The organism is Streptomyces muensis (assembly GCF_021474425.1).
GTDB classification, from domain to species: Bacteria; Actinomycetota; Actinomycetes; order Streptomycetales; family Streptomycetaceae; genus Streptomyces; species Streptomyces muensis.
Window position 1 is genome coordinate 24,170 of record NZ_JAKEIP010000106.1, and the last position, 16,556, is coordinate 40,725.

Below are 16,556 nucleotides of genomic sequence, written 5' to 3' on the forward strand. Positions count from 1 at the left end.
CTCGTCAGTCGCTCGATGGGCCGATCCGGCAAGCCGGGTGGGGCAGGATCGGAGAAGCGGAAGTCCGGCCCTGGCGGGGGGAGTTCCGGCAGGCCGTGCGGGCGGCGCGGATCGTGTCGGTGCCGTGGTGCACCTCGCCGCCCATGACTCTGCTCATCGGCTCCTCGTGGTCCTGACCCGCACCTCCATCTCACCGGGGCTCGCCGGGGCATTCACTCCGCCGACCAGCGGGAGCACCCCCGCCGACAGGCCGGCATCGGCCATCCGAAAGTGGTACCCGCGCTACGAGGAGCGACTGACGATCACCGGGATCGTGTCGCGGCCGAACGTCTTCCCATCGGACCCACGGGACCCGCGGGACGTCCGGACGGACGCCGGGCCTCGCCCGGCCACGGCGTCCGTGGCGGATACGGCGAGAACGGAGAGCAGGACGAGTGCGCACGCCGGGCCGAGCACGGTCCAGGGCGCCAGTTCCACGTACGGCTGGTTCTCCGACAGCAGGCGGCCCCACTCCGCGGTGGGCGGCTGCTCGCCCAGACCGAGGAAGCCGAGGGAGGCCAGTACGAGGACGGTGGTGGGCAGGCGCAGGAGGGCGTTGCGCAGGACGCCGGGCAGCACGGCGGGGAGCAGGTGGTACCGGAGGAGATAGCCCGGCCCCGCGCCGAAGGAGACGGAGGCGAGCATGTGGCCGCTGGCCCGCTCCTGTTCCAGCAGCGCCGCGGCCTGGGCGGCGTACGGGGTCCAGCCGACCAGGCAGACCGCGAGGGCGGCACCCGAGGCCGACGGGCCGGTCACCGCGGTGGTCAGCATTCCGGCGAGGACCGCCGGCATCGTCGACACCACTTCCGTGAGCCCCGCCCCGACCTGTGCCGCCATGCCGAGCAGCAGCCCGGCGAGCGTGCACACCGCGGTCACCGCGAGGGCCACGCCCACCGTGCGCAGCGCTCCGTGGCCGAGGCGGGCCAGCAGATCGCGGCCGAGTGCGTCGGTACCCAACGGGTGTGCGGCCGACGGCGGGAGCAGTCGGGCCGCCGTGTCCACGTGGAGCGGATCGCGGAGCAGTCCGGCGGTGACCAGCGCGAGCAGGACGAGGCCGCAGGCCACGGCGGCCCAGCGGGTGAAGCGCCCTCGGGAAGCGGCCGGTGCGTGCGGCGCGGGCAGGGCCCCGTCCCGCAGGGCCGGGCCGAGCAGCGCGCGACGCAGGGCCTGGATGAGCAGGCCGGCGACCACGCCGAGCAGGATGAGGGCGAGTGTCGCGGTCTGCAGGGGCGGCAGGTCCTGCGCGATGGCGGCGTCCAAGGCGAGTCGGCCGAGCCCGGGAATGTTGAAGATCTTCTCGACCGCGACGGCGCCACCGACCAGGGCCACGACGGTCGGCAGGAGTTGCGGCAGCACCCCGGCGAGCGCGCGCCGCAGCGCATGCTGGGCGACCCGGCCGGGCGCGTAGCCGTAGGCGTGCCAGGTCCGGGCCCACGGCTCGTTGAAGGCGGCGGGCAGCGACTGGTCGAGCAGGCCGCCGATCATCGCCCCGGACGGGACACCGAGGGCGAGCGCGGGCAGCACCAGCGACGCCGGTCCCGCCCACCCGCTGGACGGGAACCAGCCCAGCCACACCCCGCACACGGTGGCCAGGAGCGAGGCGAGCAGGAACTTGGGCAGTGCGGCGAGGACGGCGACCCCGATGGCGCCGCTCCCCCGGTGCAGCCGTCGCCGGGAGCCGAGGTACAGGGTGCGGGCACTGGCCAGTGCGGCGACCGCGACCGTGACCACGAGCGCCCCGAGCATCAGCGTGAAGGAGACCGCGAAGGCACCCGTCACCTGGGGCAGCACCGCCTCGCCCGACACCCAGGAGGTGCCCGCGTCGCCCCGCGGCAGCCCGCCGAGCCAGTGCGCCAGATGCGTGAACGGTCCTTCGTCCAGCCCCAGTTGCTCCCGAACGGCGGCCAGCTGGGCGGGCGTGGGGTCCTGGTCGGCGGAACGGGCGCGTAGGACGGTCAGTGCGGGGTCGTTGCCGGACAGCCAGGGCAGCATGGCGACGGCCGTCAGCAGCGCGGTCCCCGCGGCGAGGCGGCCGAGGCCCGCGCGCCACGGGGACGGGCGGGCCTCGGTGCCGGCCGACATGACGCTCATCGGCCGCTACTTCAGGTGGGTGTCGACGTCGATCAGGGAGCGCTCGCGCGGGTCGAGGAGCACGCCCTCGACGTCGGTGGCGATGCCCTGGACGACCTTCTCGTGGACCAGCGGCACCACGGCGTCGGTACGCAGGATCTCCGCCTCGGCGGCCATGATCTTCTGCCGGCGCTTCGTCGTGTCGCCTTCCTCAGCCGCGGACTTGATGGCCCGGTCCACCTCGGAGTCCTTCAGGCCGGCGATGTTGTACACGCCGTCGCTCGTGTAGTCGCTGGCCAGGTAGGCGACCGCGTCGCCGGTGTCGAGGAGTGTCACCCGGGAGAAGACGAGCGCGTCGTACTTGCCGGCGAGCAGGTCGGCCTCCATCTGTGTGTACTCGCGCACGTCCTGCTTCACGGTGAACCCGGCCTTCTCCAGCTGCTGTTGCAGGACTGTGGCGGCCTCGGGGAGTTCGGCGCGGTTGGTGTACGTGGCCAGGCGCAGGGTCTCGCCCTTCGTCTCGGCCTTGACCTGTGTCGGTGTCGCGGCCTTGGCGCGGCCGGTGACCTGGACGCGCTGGTCGGCCGCCCAGGACACGGCGGGCCCGAACAGGCCCTGCGCGGGATCGGCGTACCCGCCGAAGACCGAGTCGACGAGCGCCGAACCGTCGACGGCCTCGCGGGCGGCCGCGCGTAGCGCGGGGTCGGTGAAGAGGCCGCTGCCGGTGTTGAGGACGAGGCTGTCGGTCCGTACGGACGGCACCTCGTGACGGGTCTTCGCGTCCAGCAGCTTCGCCTGGGCGGTGGGGATCCACTCGGCGATGTCGACGTCGCCGCCGCGCAGCGCGTTGGCGCGGGCGGTGCCGTCGGCTATCCAGGTGACGTCGATGCCGGGCGCCTTGGCCTTGCCGCCCCAGTAGCCGTCGTAACGGTCGAGTGCGACCTTCGACTTGCCGATGAGCTTCGTGATCTCGAAGGGGCCGGTCCCGGTGCCGATCGGGCTGACGGTGCCGTCCTTGCCGTACGCCTTGCCGGCGAGGACGGCCAGCGCCGGGCTGGCCAGGCGCAGCGGGAGCACCGGGTCGGCGGCCTTGGTGCTGATGGTGACGGTGTCGGCGTCGTCGGCCTTCGCGGTGAGGGTGACATCGCTGAGGACGCGGGGCTTGGGCTCGGCGGCGTTCGCGTGGTCCAGGGCGTCGACCACGGACTCGGCGGTGACCGGCGTACCGTCCTGGAAGGTGGCCTTGCGCAGCTCGAAGGTCCAGCTGGTGGGGTTGATCTGCTTCCAGGACTTCGCCAGCGCGGGCGCGGCGGCGCCGTTCTGGTCCAGGGCGGTGAGTCCTTCGGCCACGGAGAGCTTGCTCAGCACGGTGGCGTCGTTGCTGTAGGGCGACAGCGCCTGCACGGGCGGCACCGCGAGAGCGACTCGCAGCCGCCCGGCCGACCCGCCGTTCGCATCCGAACCGGATCCCTCTTCGCCGGCCACGAAACAGCCGGTCAGCAGCGGGGTGAGAGCAAGCGCGAAGAGGAGACCGCGGGAGGTCGAACGCATGGGGGTCCTGTTATGCCGGAGGGGGAGGTCTGGGGGCCGCCCTGCACGCCGGCGAGGGCGACAGGGCCCGGTCAGCATATAAGGCAAGCCTTACTTGATCTACCTCGATAGGTGAATTCTCAACCAATGAGATTGCTGTGTACGAGGTAACGCCATCCGCGACCGGATGGCTCGGCTATGGCGTGACCTGGCCCATCCCCACTCCGGCTGGCCCGCGAGCCGACTTCCACCCATGCGGCGAGTGTCGGCGGCGCACTCGTGAAACGGCCCTGTCATGGGACACCGCAACCCGGCTTCGCGGGAGGCACACGGTCCCCCGGCCCAACGCCTTCGGCCGCACCTGCGGGCTGCCTGCCGACCGCAGGTTCCACCCGCCGGTCGACCCGCGCGACGAACGGACCGTGGCACTGCTGCCGGCCTGCCAGACCGGCAGGACCGCCGGGCGGTCGCCCAACACACCGATGTCCTCACGGCCGAGCGCCGGCAGCAGGAGGTCGTGCGCATCTGAGGCTGCCATCGCCCGATTCAGCGATGGCGCCAACTTCGTGGTCCAGCACGGGCTGCTGGACAGGGACGAGGCAACGGCGCTGCTCCCCCCGGTGCCGTAGAACTCCGCCCTCCTTGCGGGCGGTTGACGACGCTGGACAGGGTGAGCGAGGTGACCGTGTCCCGTACGCCGGGCATCTTGGCGATGTCCTCCCAGATGACGCGTACGCGTTCCAGCGAGGCCGCCTCCAGACGCACCGTGATGTCGAAGTCGCCGCTGAGGATCTCGCAGATGACGACCTCGGGGATGCGTTTGAGCGCGGCCAGGACGTCTCCGCCGCGCATGCGGTCCTGGCGGTAGACGAGGACCAGCGCCGAGACGACATCGCCGGTGTCCTCGCCCGCGCGGACGATGGTGTATCCGGCGATGTGGCCCTGGCGCTCCAACCGTTCGACGCGCGCTGGCGCACCGCATTGCGAGACAGCAGCACCTTGCCGGCCAGCTCCGAGTGCGGCATGCGGGCGTTGCGGGTCAGCTCGGCGATGATCTTCTCGTCGACGGCGTCCACAGCGGACCATCTCCTTCGCTGATCGGTCGAGGTTGCAGACCTCCACGGCAAGCGGGGGTGCCGCAGACCATGAGGCGACGCGGCCACGCCAACCGCCCAGGCCCCCTGCTCGATCAGGCCTTTGCGCGTGACCGCGATGCGGTCGGACATGACCAGGGCCTCTTCCCTGGTCATGTGTCACATAGCTGACGGTCAGGCCGAGTTCCTGCTGGATGCCCTTTGATCTCGATCTCGATTTGGATCTGGATCTGGATCTGGTCGCGGAGCTTCTTGCCCAGGGCGCCGAGCGGTTCATCCATGAGGATGACCGGCGTGCGGTGGACCAGGGCCCCGCAAAATCTCCATGGCCGCCTCGTCGACGGCGACGGCGTCCCCGTAGGACAGCGCTTTGCCTGTCGAGGTGGCGACACCGAGTTGAGCCGCGAGTCCACTCCAACCAGCGCTTGGTGACGGCCGATTCGTTCTTCAGCCACCAGTCGATGTTCGTGTTGAAGCCCTTGTCGTAGTTGGTTGGGCGCATCGGCGAGTGCGTTGCGCTGGGCGGGCATGAGGCCCGTCAGTCGTGGGGGGTGGCGATGGCGGCGAGGTGCGTGCCGGGGCGCACGGTCAGCCCGCTCATGTTGTAGATGACCGGCGACCGCGTCCGGATACCAGAGGCCTGCGGCCGGAGACTCGACCTCGCCCGTCCAGACCCAGTCGCGCGGCTGCACGGTCACCGGCTTGACTTGCTCCGACGCTTCGATGACGCCGAGGTGGTGCAGGATCCGGTCCAGGCCGTCGAGGAGCCTGCGTACGGTGGCCGGGGTCCCGGTCGCCGAGCTGGCCGGTCTCGACGAGGATCGCGGGCTTCCCCTGCCGGTTCGTCCGGGAGTGCCAGCGACCGAGCGCGAAGCCGCGGCCGGGGCCGGCCGGGCGGGGCGACCGCGGCGTGGCTGTTGCCGCCGTCCGGGCTGGTGCCGAAGATGACCAGCTCGTATCCAACCGCGTGGGCCAACGCCCTGTTCTTCGCGTCCAGCTCGGCGTCGCCGGTCAGGCGGTAGCCGACGAAGTCGAGCAGGTGTTGGTCGATGCCGCCGCTGTGCAGGTCCACGTAGGCGTCGGCGCCGTCGATCAGGTACTCGAACAGCCAGGCCGCCATCCGGTCGGTGGGGCCGCCGTCCTTGTCGCCGGGGAAGACGCGGTTGATGTTGACGCCGTCCAGCGGGGAGATGTTGAGCCTGCCCCCGTAGACGGCCGGCGGATTGGCCACCGGGCAGATCACCACCTGGCCGGCGACATCGTCCGGTTCCAGCAGCCCGGCCAGGCGGGTGGCAGCATCGACGCCGATGAACTCGCCGCCGTGGACACCGCCGGTGATCACGACCCTGCGGCCGGGACGGGAGCCGTTGACGAGGACCAGGGGAACTTCCACCGTCGTGGAGCCGAGGTCGGCGGACAGCCGCGTGCTTCGACCTCGCCTCGCTGGTGACCTTGCCCGGTCTTCGTGCAATGGCGGGTGCCTTTTCATCCCGGACGGCGAAGCGGTGACCGCTCCCTACGCACGGGGCGCTCCGCGCCGCCTTGCTTCTGGTTCCCGGGAAAGCGGCTCACGCTACAGACCCACGACTGGGGCCAGTTGGGACCGGAGGGTGGCGGCGTAGGGCTGCAGGGAACCGCCGACGGCGGCGGACGGACCGAGAGGCCAGGGTCGGCACAGGCAGAGTCGTCAGCACGAACAGCCCCCAGTGCAGCGGGAGAACCTCGCTTCAACGTGAAGCGTGGGTTCGTTTGGTGGCCGAGTCAGAAGGCTGGTGCGGATCGCTCTGCAGGTTGGCTCTGCCGACGCGCCCCGAGCACGGCGTTCCGTAGCCGGTCCTGAGCCAAGGTCAGGCACGCGTACACCGCTCCTTGTGCCGTCGACAGACCGATCACCTGCGTCACCGTCTTGACCTCTGGCACCGCCGGAAGGCTCTGGTCCAGTCGTCTGCGCACCTCGGGAAGCACTTCTTCGACGAGCGGGCGCAATCGACCCACGAAGTAGACCGATTCAGGGTCCAGCATCACAGCGACGACGTTGACAGCTGTCGCGATTGCCACGGTGAACGCTTCCAGCACCTCGGCGTGCGGCATCTCCTCATGCGGTTCCAGCCAGAGGTCTTCGATGCGTTCCAGGTCGAGTCCGCACCCACGAGCAAAGCGAAGAAGGCCTCTTGTGCTCAGCAGGTCATCGAGGATCTCATCGTCAACCCCGGAGGAGAGCACACCAATGTCCCCGAAGGCAGGCGTCCGCCCTCGGGCGAGCTCGCGATCGGCGCAGCTGGCGAAGTTCAGGTTGGTGCTGAGGCTGAAGAGTGCGGCGTTCCTGACGGTGGCGTCGTTGGTGAGGATCCCGAGCAAGGACGCGTTGGCGTCACTGTCGAGGAGCACGGGAGCATGGACCAGGTCTGCAATGGCTCGCTGAAGATCAGAGCCGGCAAAGATTTTCATCGACTCCGCCGGGCCGAAGATCTCCTTGCCGTCCCGGACCCGGCCCGGCACCGCGGCGACAACCTGGCGCAGTTGTCCCTGTGCGGACTCACTGGCCTTCGCAATCAAGCCGACCAGCCACTCGGCGCTGGCCCTGACCTCGCCGTGGTCCGCGGTGGGAACCACCACGTGGTGGACCTCGCGGCCCCTCAAATCGGTCACGAGGACACAGGTGGTCTGCGCTCCGAAGCCGATACCGACGACGTGCCCGGTCGTGCCGGGCACGTCCAGATAGGTGGACCGGCGGCCGCGACCGACAACCTCATCGACTCCGCCGTCGATGACGAAGCCATCCGCCCGAAGCTCCTCCACGGCTCGGGACACCGTGGCCTTGCTCAAGCCGGTGAGCTCGATGAGCTCGTTCCGCGTCAAGGGCGCCCGGGTCAGGACCACATCAAGGACCGAGGCCTTGTTGTAGTCGCGCGTTGTGGGGTTGCTGGTCACCTCATGACCATAGCGAGCCCGATACGCCGAGCGAGCCGGGCCCGGTTTGGTGCGACTCCCGCCCTGTTTTTGTTTCAGGTTGGAACTGGAACCAAAAGTGGTAGGGTCTCAGCCACAGCAGCCAGCAACTCCGACGGAACCAGGCCGAAAGGGCGCCCACGATGACTTCGACGGTGAGTCGAGCCCTCGCCCACTACCCCAACCGGTTCGACCCGGGCGGCATGAGCGAGCTCCCCGAACACCTCCAGGCGACCATCCGACGCCGGAACAAGGTGCTCGGTCCTGGCTATACGCTCATCTACAAGGAGCCGGTCGAGTTCGTCTCCGGTCACGGAGCCCACCTGATCGACCGCGACGGCAACGACTACCTCGACGCGTACAACAACGTTCCGTGCGTCGGGCACGCCCACCCGCACGTGGCCGAGGCCGTCTCCCGCCAGATGGCGGCAGTCAACACCAACACCCGCTACGTCCAGGAGTCGCTGGTCGACTACGCGGAGCGGCTTCTCGCGACCTTCCCCGAGGAACTGTCGAAGCTGAGCCTCGCGTGCAGCGGGTCGGAGGCGAACGACCTCGCGGTGCGGGTGGCGAGGTTCCACACGGGCGGTGAGGGAATCATCGTGACTCGCTGGGCCTACCACGGCCTCACTCGTGAGGTGGCGAGCTTCTCGCCGACCCTGGGCACAGGATCACCGCTGGGACCGAACGTCCGGCTCATCGATCCTCCTGACCCGCGCCTCGTCGCGCCCGGATCCACGCTCGCCGAGCACATGCGCAACCAGGTGCGCGGCGCGATCGACGACCTGGAGCGCCACGGTTACCGGCTCGCGGCGCTGATCACCGACTGCGCCTACTCCAGCGATGGAATCTTCACGGACCCGGTCGGTTACATGAAGGCCGTGGTGGAGGAGGTGCACGCGTCCGGCGGTGTCTACATCGCTGACGAGGTGCAGTCGGGATTCGCCCGGCTCGGGGATTCGATGTGGGGCTTCACCCGGCACGCTGTGCTGCCGGACATCGTCACCATGGGTAAGCCGATGGGCAACGGATTGCCGATCTCCGGTGTGGTTTTCCGCCCCGAGGTCTGCGAAGCGTTCGGACAGAACGTTCGCTACTTCAACACCTTTGCCGGCAGCTCGATCCCTGTGGCCGCCGGCGCCGCAGTCCTGGACGTCTTCGAGAACGAGAACGTGCGGCAGCGCGCTCTCGAGAACGGTACGGCTCTGCGCGCAGGGCTCCAGGAGATCACGAAGGATTCCCCTTACGTAGCTGAGGTGCGCGGCAGCGGTCTCTACGTCGGTGTGGAACTCGTCAAGGACCCAAAGACGCTCGAGCCCGACCGCTCACGCACCGAAGACGTCATCAACGACATGCGCGACCGTCGGATCCTCATCAGCGGCACGGGCAAGGCGGCGAACGTTCTGAAGATCCGCCCTCCGCTGGCCTTCACCTCCGCCGATGTGACCCGATTCCTGGAGACCTTCTCCGAGGTCGCGAAGGACCGTCTGTAGCAGGCTGGCCAAGGAACTGACCAATGAACAACTCCCCGTCAATGAAAATCGCTCGACGGCTCTTCGAGGAGAGCGGCCTGGCATCGTCTCACGAGCCCGTCGACGTCATGCTGGTGAGCGCCCTCCTTGAGAGGCGTTACCACGTCGGCGGACGTCTCGAGCGACTGCCGACGGAGAAGGATGACACGTTCAGGCTCAGGACCGACTCGGGCGACTACCTCGTGAAGGTTTCACACCCCGACGAGGCAGAGACGGTTGTCGCTCTACAGACCGCCGTGATGCGTTTTCTCCAAGGCGCTGCTCCGGAATTGCCGGTCCAGCGGGTGAAGCTGACCGTCGGCGGAGACGACCGCGTGGCCATCAGAACGAACGACGGCAGAACTCGAGTCCTGCGGGTGTTCGACTTCGTCGAAGGTACGGTCCTGGCACGAACGAATCCAACCGCGGAACAGCTCGCCAAGGTGGGCGAGATGCTGGGACGAGTCGACGTGGCGCTGAAGGCATTTGAGCACCCTGCGGACCGACGAGGGCTGGTATGGGACATTCGGCATTTCCACCAGCTGACCGGACTCGTCGAGCACACGCCGAATACCGAGCACCGTCAGTTGGCTCAGGAGGTCTTCCGGCTTTTCGACGGAGCCATCGTCCCGAGGCTGAATGATCTCGAAACGCAGGTGATCCACGGCGACTACAGCCCTTACAACGTCGTGGTGGATCCGCACAGCGACGACTTTGTCACCGGCGTCATCGACTTCGGTGACACCATGCGCAGTGCCGTGATCTTCGACCCTGCTGTCTCCCTGGCGAACCTGCTCGGCCGGGCGCCGGATCACCCTTGGCTGGATGCCTGCGCCTTCGTCGCCGGCTACGAACGGGCACGCCCTGTCGAGGACTGGGAACTTCCGCTGCTGCCGATTGCCGCGCTGGCACGACTCACGCTGCGCGCGCTGATCACGAACTGGCGCGCGGAGCGCGTACCAGAACGGCGCGACTACCTCCTCGGCCACGCCAAGGACGACTGGATCAACGTCGGGCGGGCCATGGCCGTAACCCTGGACGACGTCATTGCGCAACTCCGGGAAGGCCGTCGTGACCTCCCCTGAACGTCGGCGTCGGCACCCAGGAGTTCCTCAACACCTCCAACGTCATGCGCCGGCACAGGTTGCGCTACCAGGACTCCGACGGTGACGCCATCGTCGCCCTCATCCCGACGTTCGGCCCTTCCGGGAAGTGCCCGAGGCGCTGCGGGAGTCCACCGAGTACGCGTTCAAGAAGATCGACGCCGCCCCGGCACATCCATGTCCAAGCTGCCCGAACTGCTGGGCTGCTGACATGCGGCGCCCCCCCTGGAAGGCATCGGCCGCGTCATCGTCGTGTCCTTCGACAAGGCCGGCACCCTCACCCTCGGCCGCCCTCTGGTCACCAGCGTGGTCACGGTCGACGAGACGGTCACTGCCGACGAGGCACTGAGCCTCGCGGCCTCCGGCGAACTGACGCGCGGCACCCTCTCCCCGAAGCGATCGTCCCGGTGACCAGGCAATGCGAGGCGGTGCCAGCGGCGGGAACTGCTTCACAGTGCCGTCCTCCCGAAGTTCCGTCCGGGCGGCCAGGCCGGCGGTATCAAGGCCGCCGCCGGAGACTGGCCCCCCGGGGCGGATTTGGCCGGGCGCCAGTGGACGTCGCGGAACGGATCATCATCCCGGTCGCTGCGTTGCCCTGTCGGCACGTCGGCGAGCCCTGCGTTGGAGTCCGCCTTGCTCAGGTGTTGAAGCCGGGCATGGACAGGTACTTGAGCTGCTGGTACTCGCGGAGGCCTTCGGGTCCACCCTCGCGGCCCAGACCGGACTGCTTGACCCCGCCGAAGGGTGCCGCGACCTCGGAGACCAGCCCGCGATTGATGCCGACCATGCCGGCCTGCAGACGGGCGGCGACCCGGCGGGCGCGGTCGATGTGGGACGTCATCACGTACGACGCGAGGCCGTGCTCGGTGTTGTTGGCCACCGCTATGGCCTCGGCCTCGGTGGAGAAGCGGTGGATGGCGGCGACGGGTCCGAAGACCTCCTCGTGCATGATCGCGGCGTCGGGGGGGACGTGGTCCAGCACGGTGGGGGCTGAGTAGTGGCCCGGACCGTCGGGGGTGTCCGCCTGGCCGATGACGACGGCACCACGGGCCACGGCGTCCTCGACGAGGCGGCGGACCTTGTCCACCGCACGGTGGTCGGCCAGCGGGCCGAGCTCGGTGTCCTCCCGGTCCGGGGAGCCCACCCGGATGGCGGCCATGCGTTCGGCCAGCACGGCCGCGAACGCGTCGGCGATGCCCTCCTGGACCAGGAACCGGTTGGCGCCGACACAGGACTGGCCGCCCAGCCGCATCTTCGCGATCATCGCTTCGCGGACCGCGAGGTCGAGGTCGGCGTCGTCGAAGACCAGGAACGGCGCGTTGCCGCCCAGCTCCATCGAGGTGCGCAGCACCCGCGCACCACTCTGCTCCAGCAGCAGTCGGCCGACCGGGGTGGACCCGGTGAAGGACAGCTTGCGCAGCCGGGGGTCGGCCAGCAGCGCCGTGGTAACCGCTGCCGCGTCGCTGCTGGTGATCACGGTCAGGACACCTGGTGGCGCGCCGGCCTCACGGGCCAGCTCGCCCAGTAGCAGGGAGGACAGCGGGGTGAGCTCGGCCGGTTTGAGCACGGCGGTGCAGCCCGCAGCGAGGGCGGCGGCGACCTTACGGGCAGCCATGGCCAGCGGCACGTTCCACGGGGTGATCAGCAGGCAGGGCCCGACCGGTTCGGCGACGGTGACGATGTGGCTCTTGCCGTCCGGGGAGGGTGTGCTGCGTGCGTGAGGGCGGACCGCCTCCTCGGCGTACCAGCGGAAATAAGCTGCGGCGTAGTCGACCTCACCCCGGGCCTCGGTGATCGTCTTGCCGACCTCCAGGGTGATGATCCGGGCCAGACGCTCACGGTGTTCGATCAGGGCTTCGGTGAGCCGGTGCAGGACGCTCGCGCGGTCCCGCGGGCTGGTGAGGGCCCACTGGTCGGCGGCCGCGGCCGCCGCGTCCAGTGCTTTGAGCGCGTCCTGTGCACCGCAGTCGGCGACGGTCGCTATGACTTCCTCGGTAGCGGGGCTGCGCACCTCGAAGGTGCGCCCTCCGGTGGCGGGTTGCCATTCGTGGGCGAGGAAGCCACGGGGGACGGATTCGAGGACTGCCGACTCCCCCGAGGGAGCGGTGACCGTGTCAGTCATGCGCGTGGCTCTTTCGCTGATCGCAGGATGGTGTGTTGAGAGAGCACGATCGGTCGGTGGTCATACGGCTTCGCCTCCCGGGTTGGCGACACCGACCGTGTTCTCGACCGAGAGCAGCGAGTCCTGCCGCCCGGAGCCGAGCCAGCGGACCAGGGCCACCAGGCCCAGGGCGAGGATCGCGAAGGCGATGAGGATCGCGCTGACCGCGGTCACACTGGGGTCGATCTCGAAGGTCAGCGAGTTGTAGACCTGCACCGGCAGGGTGACGGTGTCGACCGAGGACAGGAACTGGGAGATGTAGAACTCGTCGAAGCTGGTGATGAAGGAGAAGATCGCCGCCGCGATCATCCCCGGCGCCGCGAGCGGGAAGGTGATCTTCCGGGCGATCGTCAGCCGGCCGGCACCCATGCTCGCCGCGGCATCCTCGAGGCGTTCGTCGATGCCGCGCAGGGTCGCGATCAGGATCAGCACCGCGATCGGCGAGGTCAGCACCGTGTGGCCGAGTGCGATGGCGATGGGGCTGCCCAGCATCGCGGCCGGCTCGAAGAGGAGGAACAGGCCGAGTGCGGTGACGATCTGGGGGATGACCAGCGGTCCGAGGACAAGGGCGAACACCGCCGAGCGCAGCGGGAGTTCACTGCGGACCAGGGCGGTCGCCGCGGTGACGCCGATGATCAGGGAGAACACGGTGCTCATGGCGGCGACCAGGGCGGACAGGGACAGGGCGGCGGGCCATTTGCTGCCGTCGGCGAACAGGGCCTTGTACCAGTTCAGCGTCCACGTCTCCGGGGGGAAGGAGGCGAAGGCGTTGTTGCTGAAGGAGGTGACGAGGATGACGACGATCGGCAGCGCCAGGAACAGCAGGATCACGGTGGCCACGGCCGTCAGGGCGATGCGTCCGGCGAGGGTCTTGCGCAGTTCCATCATCACGCGCTCCTCTTCTTACGGCTGGCGCCCAGCGAGGTCACGACCTTGACCAGGAGCAGTCCGGCCAGGGTGAGGACCAGCAGGATCACGCCCTGCGCGGCCGCTCCGTTCCACTGGTTTTCCTTGGTGACCTGCTGGTTGATGAGGGTGGCGATCATGGTCTGGTTCGGTCCGCCCATCAGGGCCGGGGTGATGTAGTAGCCCAGCGAGAGGATGAAGCTGAGCAGCCCGGCACTGGCCAGACCCGGGGCGACCAGCGGCAGATAGATCCGCCGGAAGATGGTCACTTTGCCGGCGCCCATGCTGGATGCGGCCGCGAGCAGGCGGCGGTCCACCCCGCGCATCACCCCGTACAGGAGCAGCACCGTGTAGGGCAGCATCATCGAGGTGGTGCCGATGACCACACCCAACTCGTTGTAGAGCAGCTGGAACGGCGCCCCGGGGACCGACATGCTGGTCAGGGTCTCGTTCACCAGGCCCTTGTCACCGAGCATGATGATCCAGCCGTACGTGCGCACCAGGGCGGACACGAAGTGCGGGACGACCACGACCAGCATCGCCAGGCCCGCCAGGATGGGCTTGAGCCGGGTGATCGCCTGGGCCAGGACGAACCCGAACACCAGGCTCAACACCGCCGTCTCGGCGGAGATCCGCAGCGTGGTGAACAGCACCGACAGGTTCACGCCGGTCAGGGCGTCGGCGTACCAGTGCAGCGTGAACGAGCCGTCGGCATCCTTCAGGCTCAGCAGCAGCGTGGAGAAGATCGGGTAGACAAACAGCACCAGCAGATACACGACGACAGGGAGTGCGTACAGGATCCCCACCCGCGTCCGGCGCGAAGCCAGCAGCTTGCGAGGACGGGCGGGAGCGTTGGCGGTGAGGGTGGCTGCCATGACTCACCCCGCCTGTTCGGTCGGGAAGAGGTTGACGTCCTCGGGGTCCGCACTGATCCCGACCCGCTCACCGGCCACGGGCCCGCGTCCGGCGGGGACTTCCAGGCGCAGCAGCGGCCCGTCACCACCGTCGATGCGTACCCCGGCGCGCACCAGGGTGCCGACGTAGGTGGCGTTCTCGACCGTGCCGGTACAGAACCCGTCATCGGCGCCACAGGCCCGCAGCCGGCCCGGCTGCACGGCGACCTTCACCTCAGTACCGGAGGCCAGCTCGTGACGGCGCGCCTTCAGCAGAGTGCCGGACTGGGTAAGACGGACCAGGGTGTGCTCGCTGTCATGCTGCTCGATGCGGCCGGGCAGGAAGTTCGCCGCGCCGAGGAAGTCCGCCACGAACGGCGTCTTCGGCCGCTCGAACAGCTCCCGGGGAGTGTCGAACTGCTCGATCAGGCCGTTGCGCATCACCGCGATCCGGTCCGACATGACCAGCGCCTCTTCCTGATCGTGCGTCACATAGATGACGGTCAGGCCGAGTTCCTGCTGGATGGTCTTGATCTCCACCTGCAGCTGGTCACGGAGCTTCTTGTCCAGCGCGCCCAAGGGCTCGTCCATCAGGATGACCGGCGGGCGGTAGACCAGCGCCCGGCACAACGCCACACGCTGCTGCTGACCACCCGACAGCTCACGCGGCTTACGGCCGCCGAAGCGGGACAGACCGGCGATCTCCAGCGTCTCGCCGACCCGGCGGCGGATCTCGTCCTTGCCCACCCCGCGCAGGGTGAGGGGGAAGGCGACGTTCTCGGCGACGGTCATGTGCGGGAAGAGCAGGTACTGCTGGAAGACGAAGCCGAGGTTGCGTTTCTGCGGGGCGAGGCGGGTGACGTCACGGCCGCCGACGGTGATGGTGCCGGAGTCGGGTTCGCAGAACCCGGCGATCATCATCAGCGTTGTGGTCTTGCCCGACCCGGAGGAGCCGAGGAAGGTGACGAACTCCCCCGCGGCGATCTCCATGGACGCCTCGTCGACGGCGACGACGTCGCCGTAGGTCTTGCGCAGGGCTACCACCGACAGCGCCTTGCCGGTCGCGGTGGCCGACTTGGAGCCGGCCACCTTCACCGACGGTGCCGCGATACCGAATTCAGCCACGAGCCCACTCCAACCAGCGCTTGGTGACGGCCGATTCGTTCTTCAGCCACCAGTCGATGTCCGTGTCGAAACCCTTGTCGTAGTGCTCCGGCGCACCCGCCAGCGCGGATCGCTCCTCGTTGGTGAGCTTCGTGTAGGCCAGCGGGGACGACGGGTTCGACGGGAACGCCTTGGCCAGGGCGGCCTGGCTCTCGGCCCGCAGCGAGAAGTCCATCAGCTTGTAGGCGGCATCCACATTCGCCGCGTCCTTGGCGATGGCATAGCCCTGGAACTGCCGACGCATGCCGTTGAGCTGCCGGGTGACCGGGACGCCCTGCTTCTCCAGGTCGGCGAGCCGGCCGTCCCAGACGGTCGACATCGTCACCTCCTGACGGCTCAGCAGCACACCGGGCAGCGGGCCACTGTCCCAGAACTTCTTGATGTCACCCCGCAGCCGGGTCAGCACCTTGAACGCGCGGTCCACATCCAGCGGGTACAACTTGTCCATCGGCACGCCGTCGGCCAGCAGCGCGAACTCCAGCTCCGGCAGGTCACCGTCCGGGTTGCACATCGAACGGCCGCCCTGGAACGCTGCGGTGTCCCAGAAGTCCGCCCACGACTCGGGCTTCTTTCCGCCGAAGGCGTCCGTGCGGTACGCCATACAGGCGCCGTAGAAGCTGCTGCCGACGGCATGGTCGGTGATCTGGTTCTCGGGGATCTTCGCGCTCTTCACGCTCTTGACCCGGGCAAGGTCCAGCGCCTCCAGGGCGTCCTGCTTGACGTATTTGTTGTGCGACATCATCGAGTTGTTGATGAGGTCGCACTGCGGGCGGCCCTGCTTGATCTGGGCCAGCAGCGGGGCGTCGTCCAGGTTCAGCACCTTCACCTGGATGCCGGTCTCCTGCGTGAACGGCGTATAGATCGCCTTCTGCAGAGCCGCACCATAGGAACCGCCACTGTCACGGACGACCACCGTCTTGCCGCCCTTGCCGCCACTTCCGGCGCCGGACCGGCTGGTGCCGGTACCGCAGGCGGAGAGGGCGGTCGCGGCGGCGACACCCGCAGTGACCCCGCCTATTCCTCGCAGGAACAGTCTGCGGTCTATTCGGGCATCTTTCATCGTGTGCCTCCTGGGTGGTACTGGCCGTGAGAAGGGGAGCGGCTGGGGACGTGGAATGGGGGGCGGCTGGAAGGGG

The 16,556-nt window shown here is 68.8% G+C and carries 13 protein-coding genes and 2 pseudogenes; 3 read left to right on the top strand and 12 right to left on the bottom strand.

Translation table 11 applies throughout. The features are described 5' to 3' along the window. Positions 1 to 4 precede the first annotated feature (4 nt). The 7 genes and pseudogenes from L0P92_RS23805 to L0P92_RS23840 form a co-directional block, all read right to left on the bottom strand. On the bottom strand, positions 5 to 157 hold the full coding sequence (locus L0P92_RS23805; RefSeq protein WP_234764886.1) for a hypothetical protein: 153 nt from the start codon (positions 155 to 157) through the stop codon (positions 5 to 7). Between the two features lie 125 nt (positions 158 to 282). After that, on the bottom strand, positions 283 to 2,130 hold the full coding sequence (locus L0P92_RS23810) for an ABC transporter permease subunit (RefSeq protein WP_234764888.1): 1,848 nt from the start codon (positions 2,128 to 2,130) through the stop codon (positions 283 to 285). 6 nt (positions 2,131 to 2,136) lie between these two features. Continuing rightward, positions 2,137 to 3,660, bottom strand: coding sequence for an ABC transporter substrate-binding protein (locus L0P92_RS23815; RefSeq protein WP_234764890.1), 1,524 nt, complete (start codon positions 3,658 to 3,660; stop codon positions 2,137 to 2,139). Between the two features lie 525 nt (positions 3,661 to 4,185). Next, the gene (locus L0P92_RS23820) at positions 4,186 to 4,593 is read right to left on the bottom strand and encodes an Lrp/AsnC family transcriptional regulator (protein ID WP_234764891.1); all 408 of its coding nucleotides are present in this window, start codon (positions 4,591 to 4,593) and stop codon (positions 4,186 to 4,188) included. Between the two features lie 227 nt (positions 4,594 to 4,820). Further along, a pseudogene (locus L0P92_RS23830) lies at positions 4,821 to 5,050 on the bottom strand (polyamine ABC transporter ATP-binding protein); the annotation flags it as partial. 638 nt (positions 5,051 to 5,688) lie between these two features. Then, positions 5,689 to 6,222 (bottom strand): annotated as a pseudogene (locus L0P92_RS45755) (M14 family metallopeptidase); the annotation flags it as partial. Positions 6,223 to 6,494: 272 nt separating this feature from the next. After that, positions 6,495 to 7,664 carry an ROK family transcriptional regulator gene (locus L0P92_RS23840; protein ID WP_234764893.1) on the bottom strand — a complete coding sequence of 390 codons (1,170 nt, stop codon included), beginning with the start codon at positions 7,662 to 7,664 and terminating at the stop codon, positions 6,495 to 6,497. 161 nt (positions 7,665 to 7,825) lie between these two features. Between L0P92_RS23840 and L0P92_RS23845 the strand changes: the two genes are divergently transcribed. The 3 genes from L0P92_RS23845 to L0P92_RS23855 all read left to right on the top strand — a co-directional run bounded on the left by L0P92_RS23845 (position 7,826) and on the right by L0P92_RS23855 (position 10,707). Continuing rightward, positions 7,826 to 9,175, top strand: a complete 1,350-nt coding sequence (locus L0P92_RS23845; protein ID WP_234764894.1) for an aspartate aminotransferase family protein — start codon at positions 7,826 to 7,828, stop codon at positions 9,173 to 9,175. A 23-nt stretch (positions 9,176 to 9,198) separates the two neighbouring features. Beyond that, positions 9,199 to 10,278: a phosphotransferase gene (locus L0P92_RS23850; RefSeq protein WP_234764895.1), complete on the top strand. Its 1,080-nt coding sequence runs from the start codon at positions 9,199 to 9,201 to the stop codon at positions 10,276 to 10,278. A gap of 270 nt (positions 10,279 to 10,548) precedes the next feature. Continuing rightward, positions 10,549 to 10,707, top strand: a complete 159-nt coding sequence (locus L0P92_RS23855; protein ID WP_234764896.1) for a hypothetical protein — start codon at positions 10,549 to 10,551, stop codon at positions 10,705 to 10,707. Positions 10,708 to 10,933: 226 nt separating this feature from the next. On the opposite strand, the gene L0P92_RS23860 is transcribed toward L0P92_RS23855, so the two are convergent. Genes L0P92_RS23860 through L0P92_RS23880 form a run of 5 tightly spaced genes read right to left on the bottom strand, consistent with a single transcriptional unit; the run spans position 10,934 to position 16,480 of the window. Then, positions 10,934 to 12,418, bottom strand: a complete 1,485-nt coding sequence (locus L0P92_RS23860) for an NAD-dependent succinate-semialdehyde dehydrogenase (RefSeq protein ID WP_234764897.1) — start codon at positions 12,416 to 12,418, stop codon at positions 10,934 to 10,936. A 60-nt stretch (positions 12,419 to 12,478) separates the two neighbouring features. Next, on the bottom strand, positions 12,479 to 13,345 hold the full coding sequence (locus tag L0P92_RS23865) for an ABC transporter permease (protein ID WP_234764899.1): 867 nt from the start codon (positions 13,343 to 13,345) through the stop codon (positions 12,479 to 12,481). Next, positions 13,345 to 14,238 (bottom strand): ABC transporter permease, encoded by an 894-nt coding sequence (locus tag L0P92_RS23870; RefSeq protein ID WP_234764900.1) that lies wholly within the window; start codon positions 14,236 to 14,238, stop codon positions 13,345 to 13,347. Before L0P92_RS23870 ends, L0P92_RS23865 begins: the two co-directional genes overlap by 1 nt. Before the next feature lie 3 nt (positions 14,239 to 14,241). Beyond that, complete coding sequence (locus L0P92_RS23875; RefSeq protein ID WP_234764901.1) at positions 14,242 to 15,381, bottom strand: ABC transporter ATP-binding protein; 1,140 nt, start codon at positions 15,379 to 15,381, stop codon at positions 14,242 to 14,244. Next, positions 15,374 to 16,480 carry an ABC transporter substrate-binding protein gene (locus L0P92_RS23880; RefSeq protein WP_234764902.1) on the bottom strand — a complete coding sequence of 369 codons (1,107 nt, stop codon included), beginning with the start codon at positions 16,478 to 16,480 and terminating at the stop codon, positions 15,374 to 15,376. Before L0P92_RS23880 ends, L0P92_RS23875 begins: the two co-directional genes overlap by 8 nt. Positions 16,481 to 16,556 lie beyond the last annotated feature (76 nt).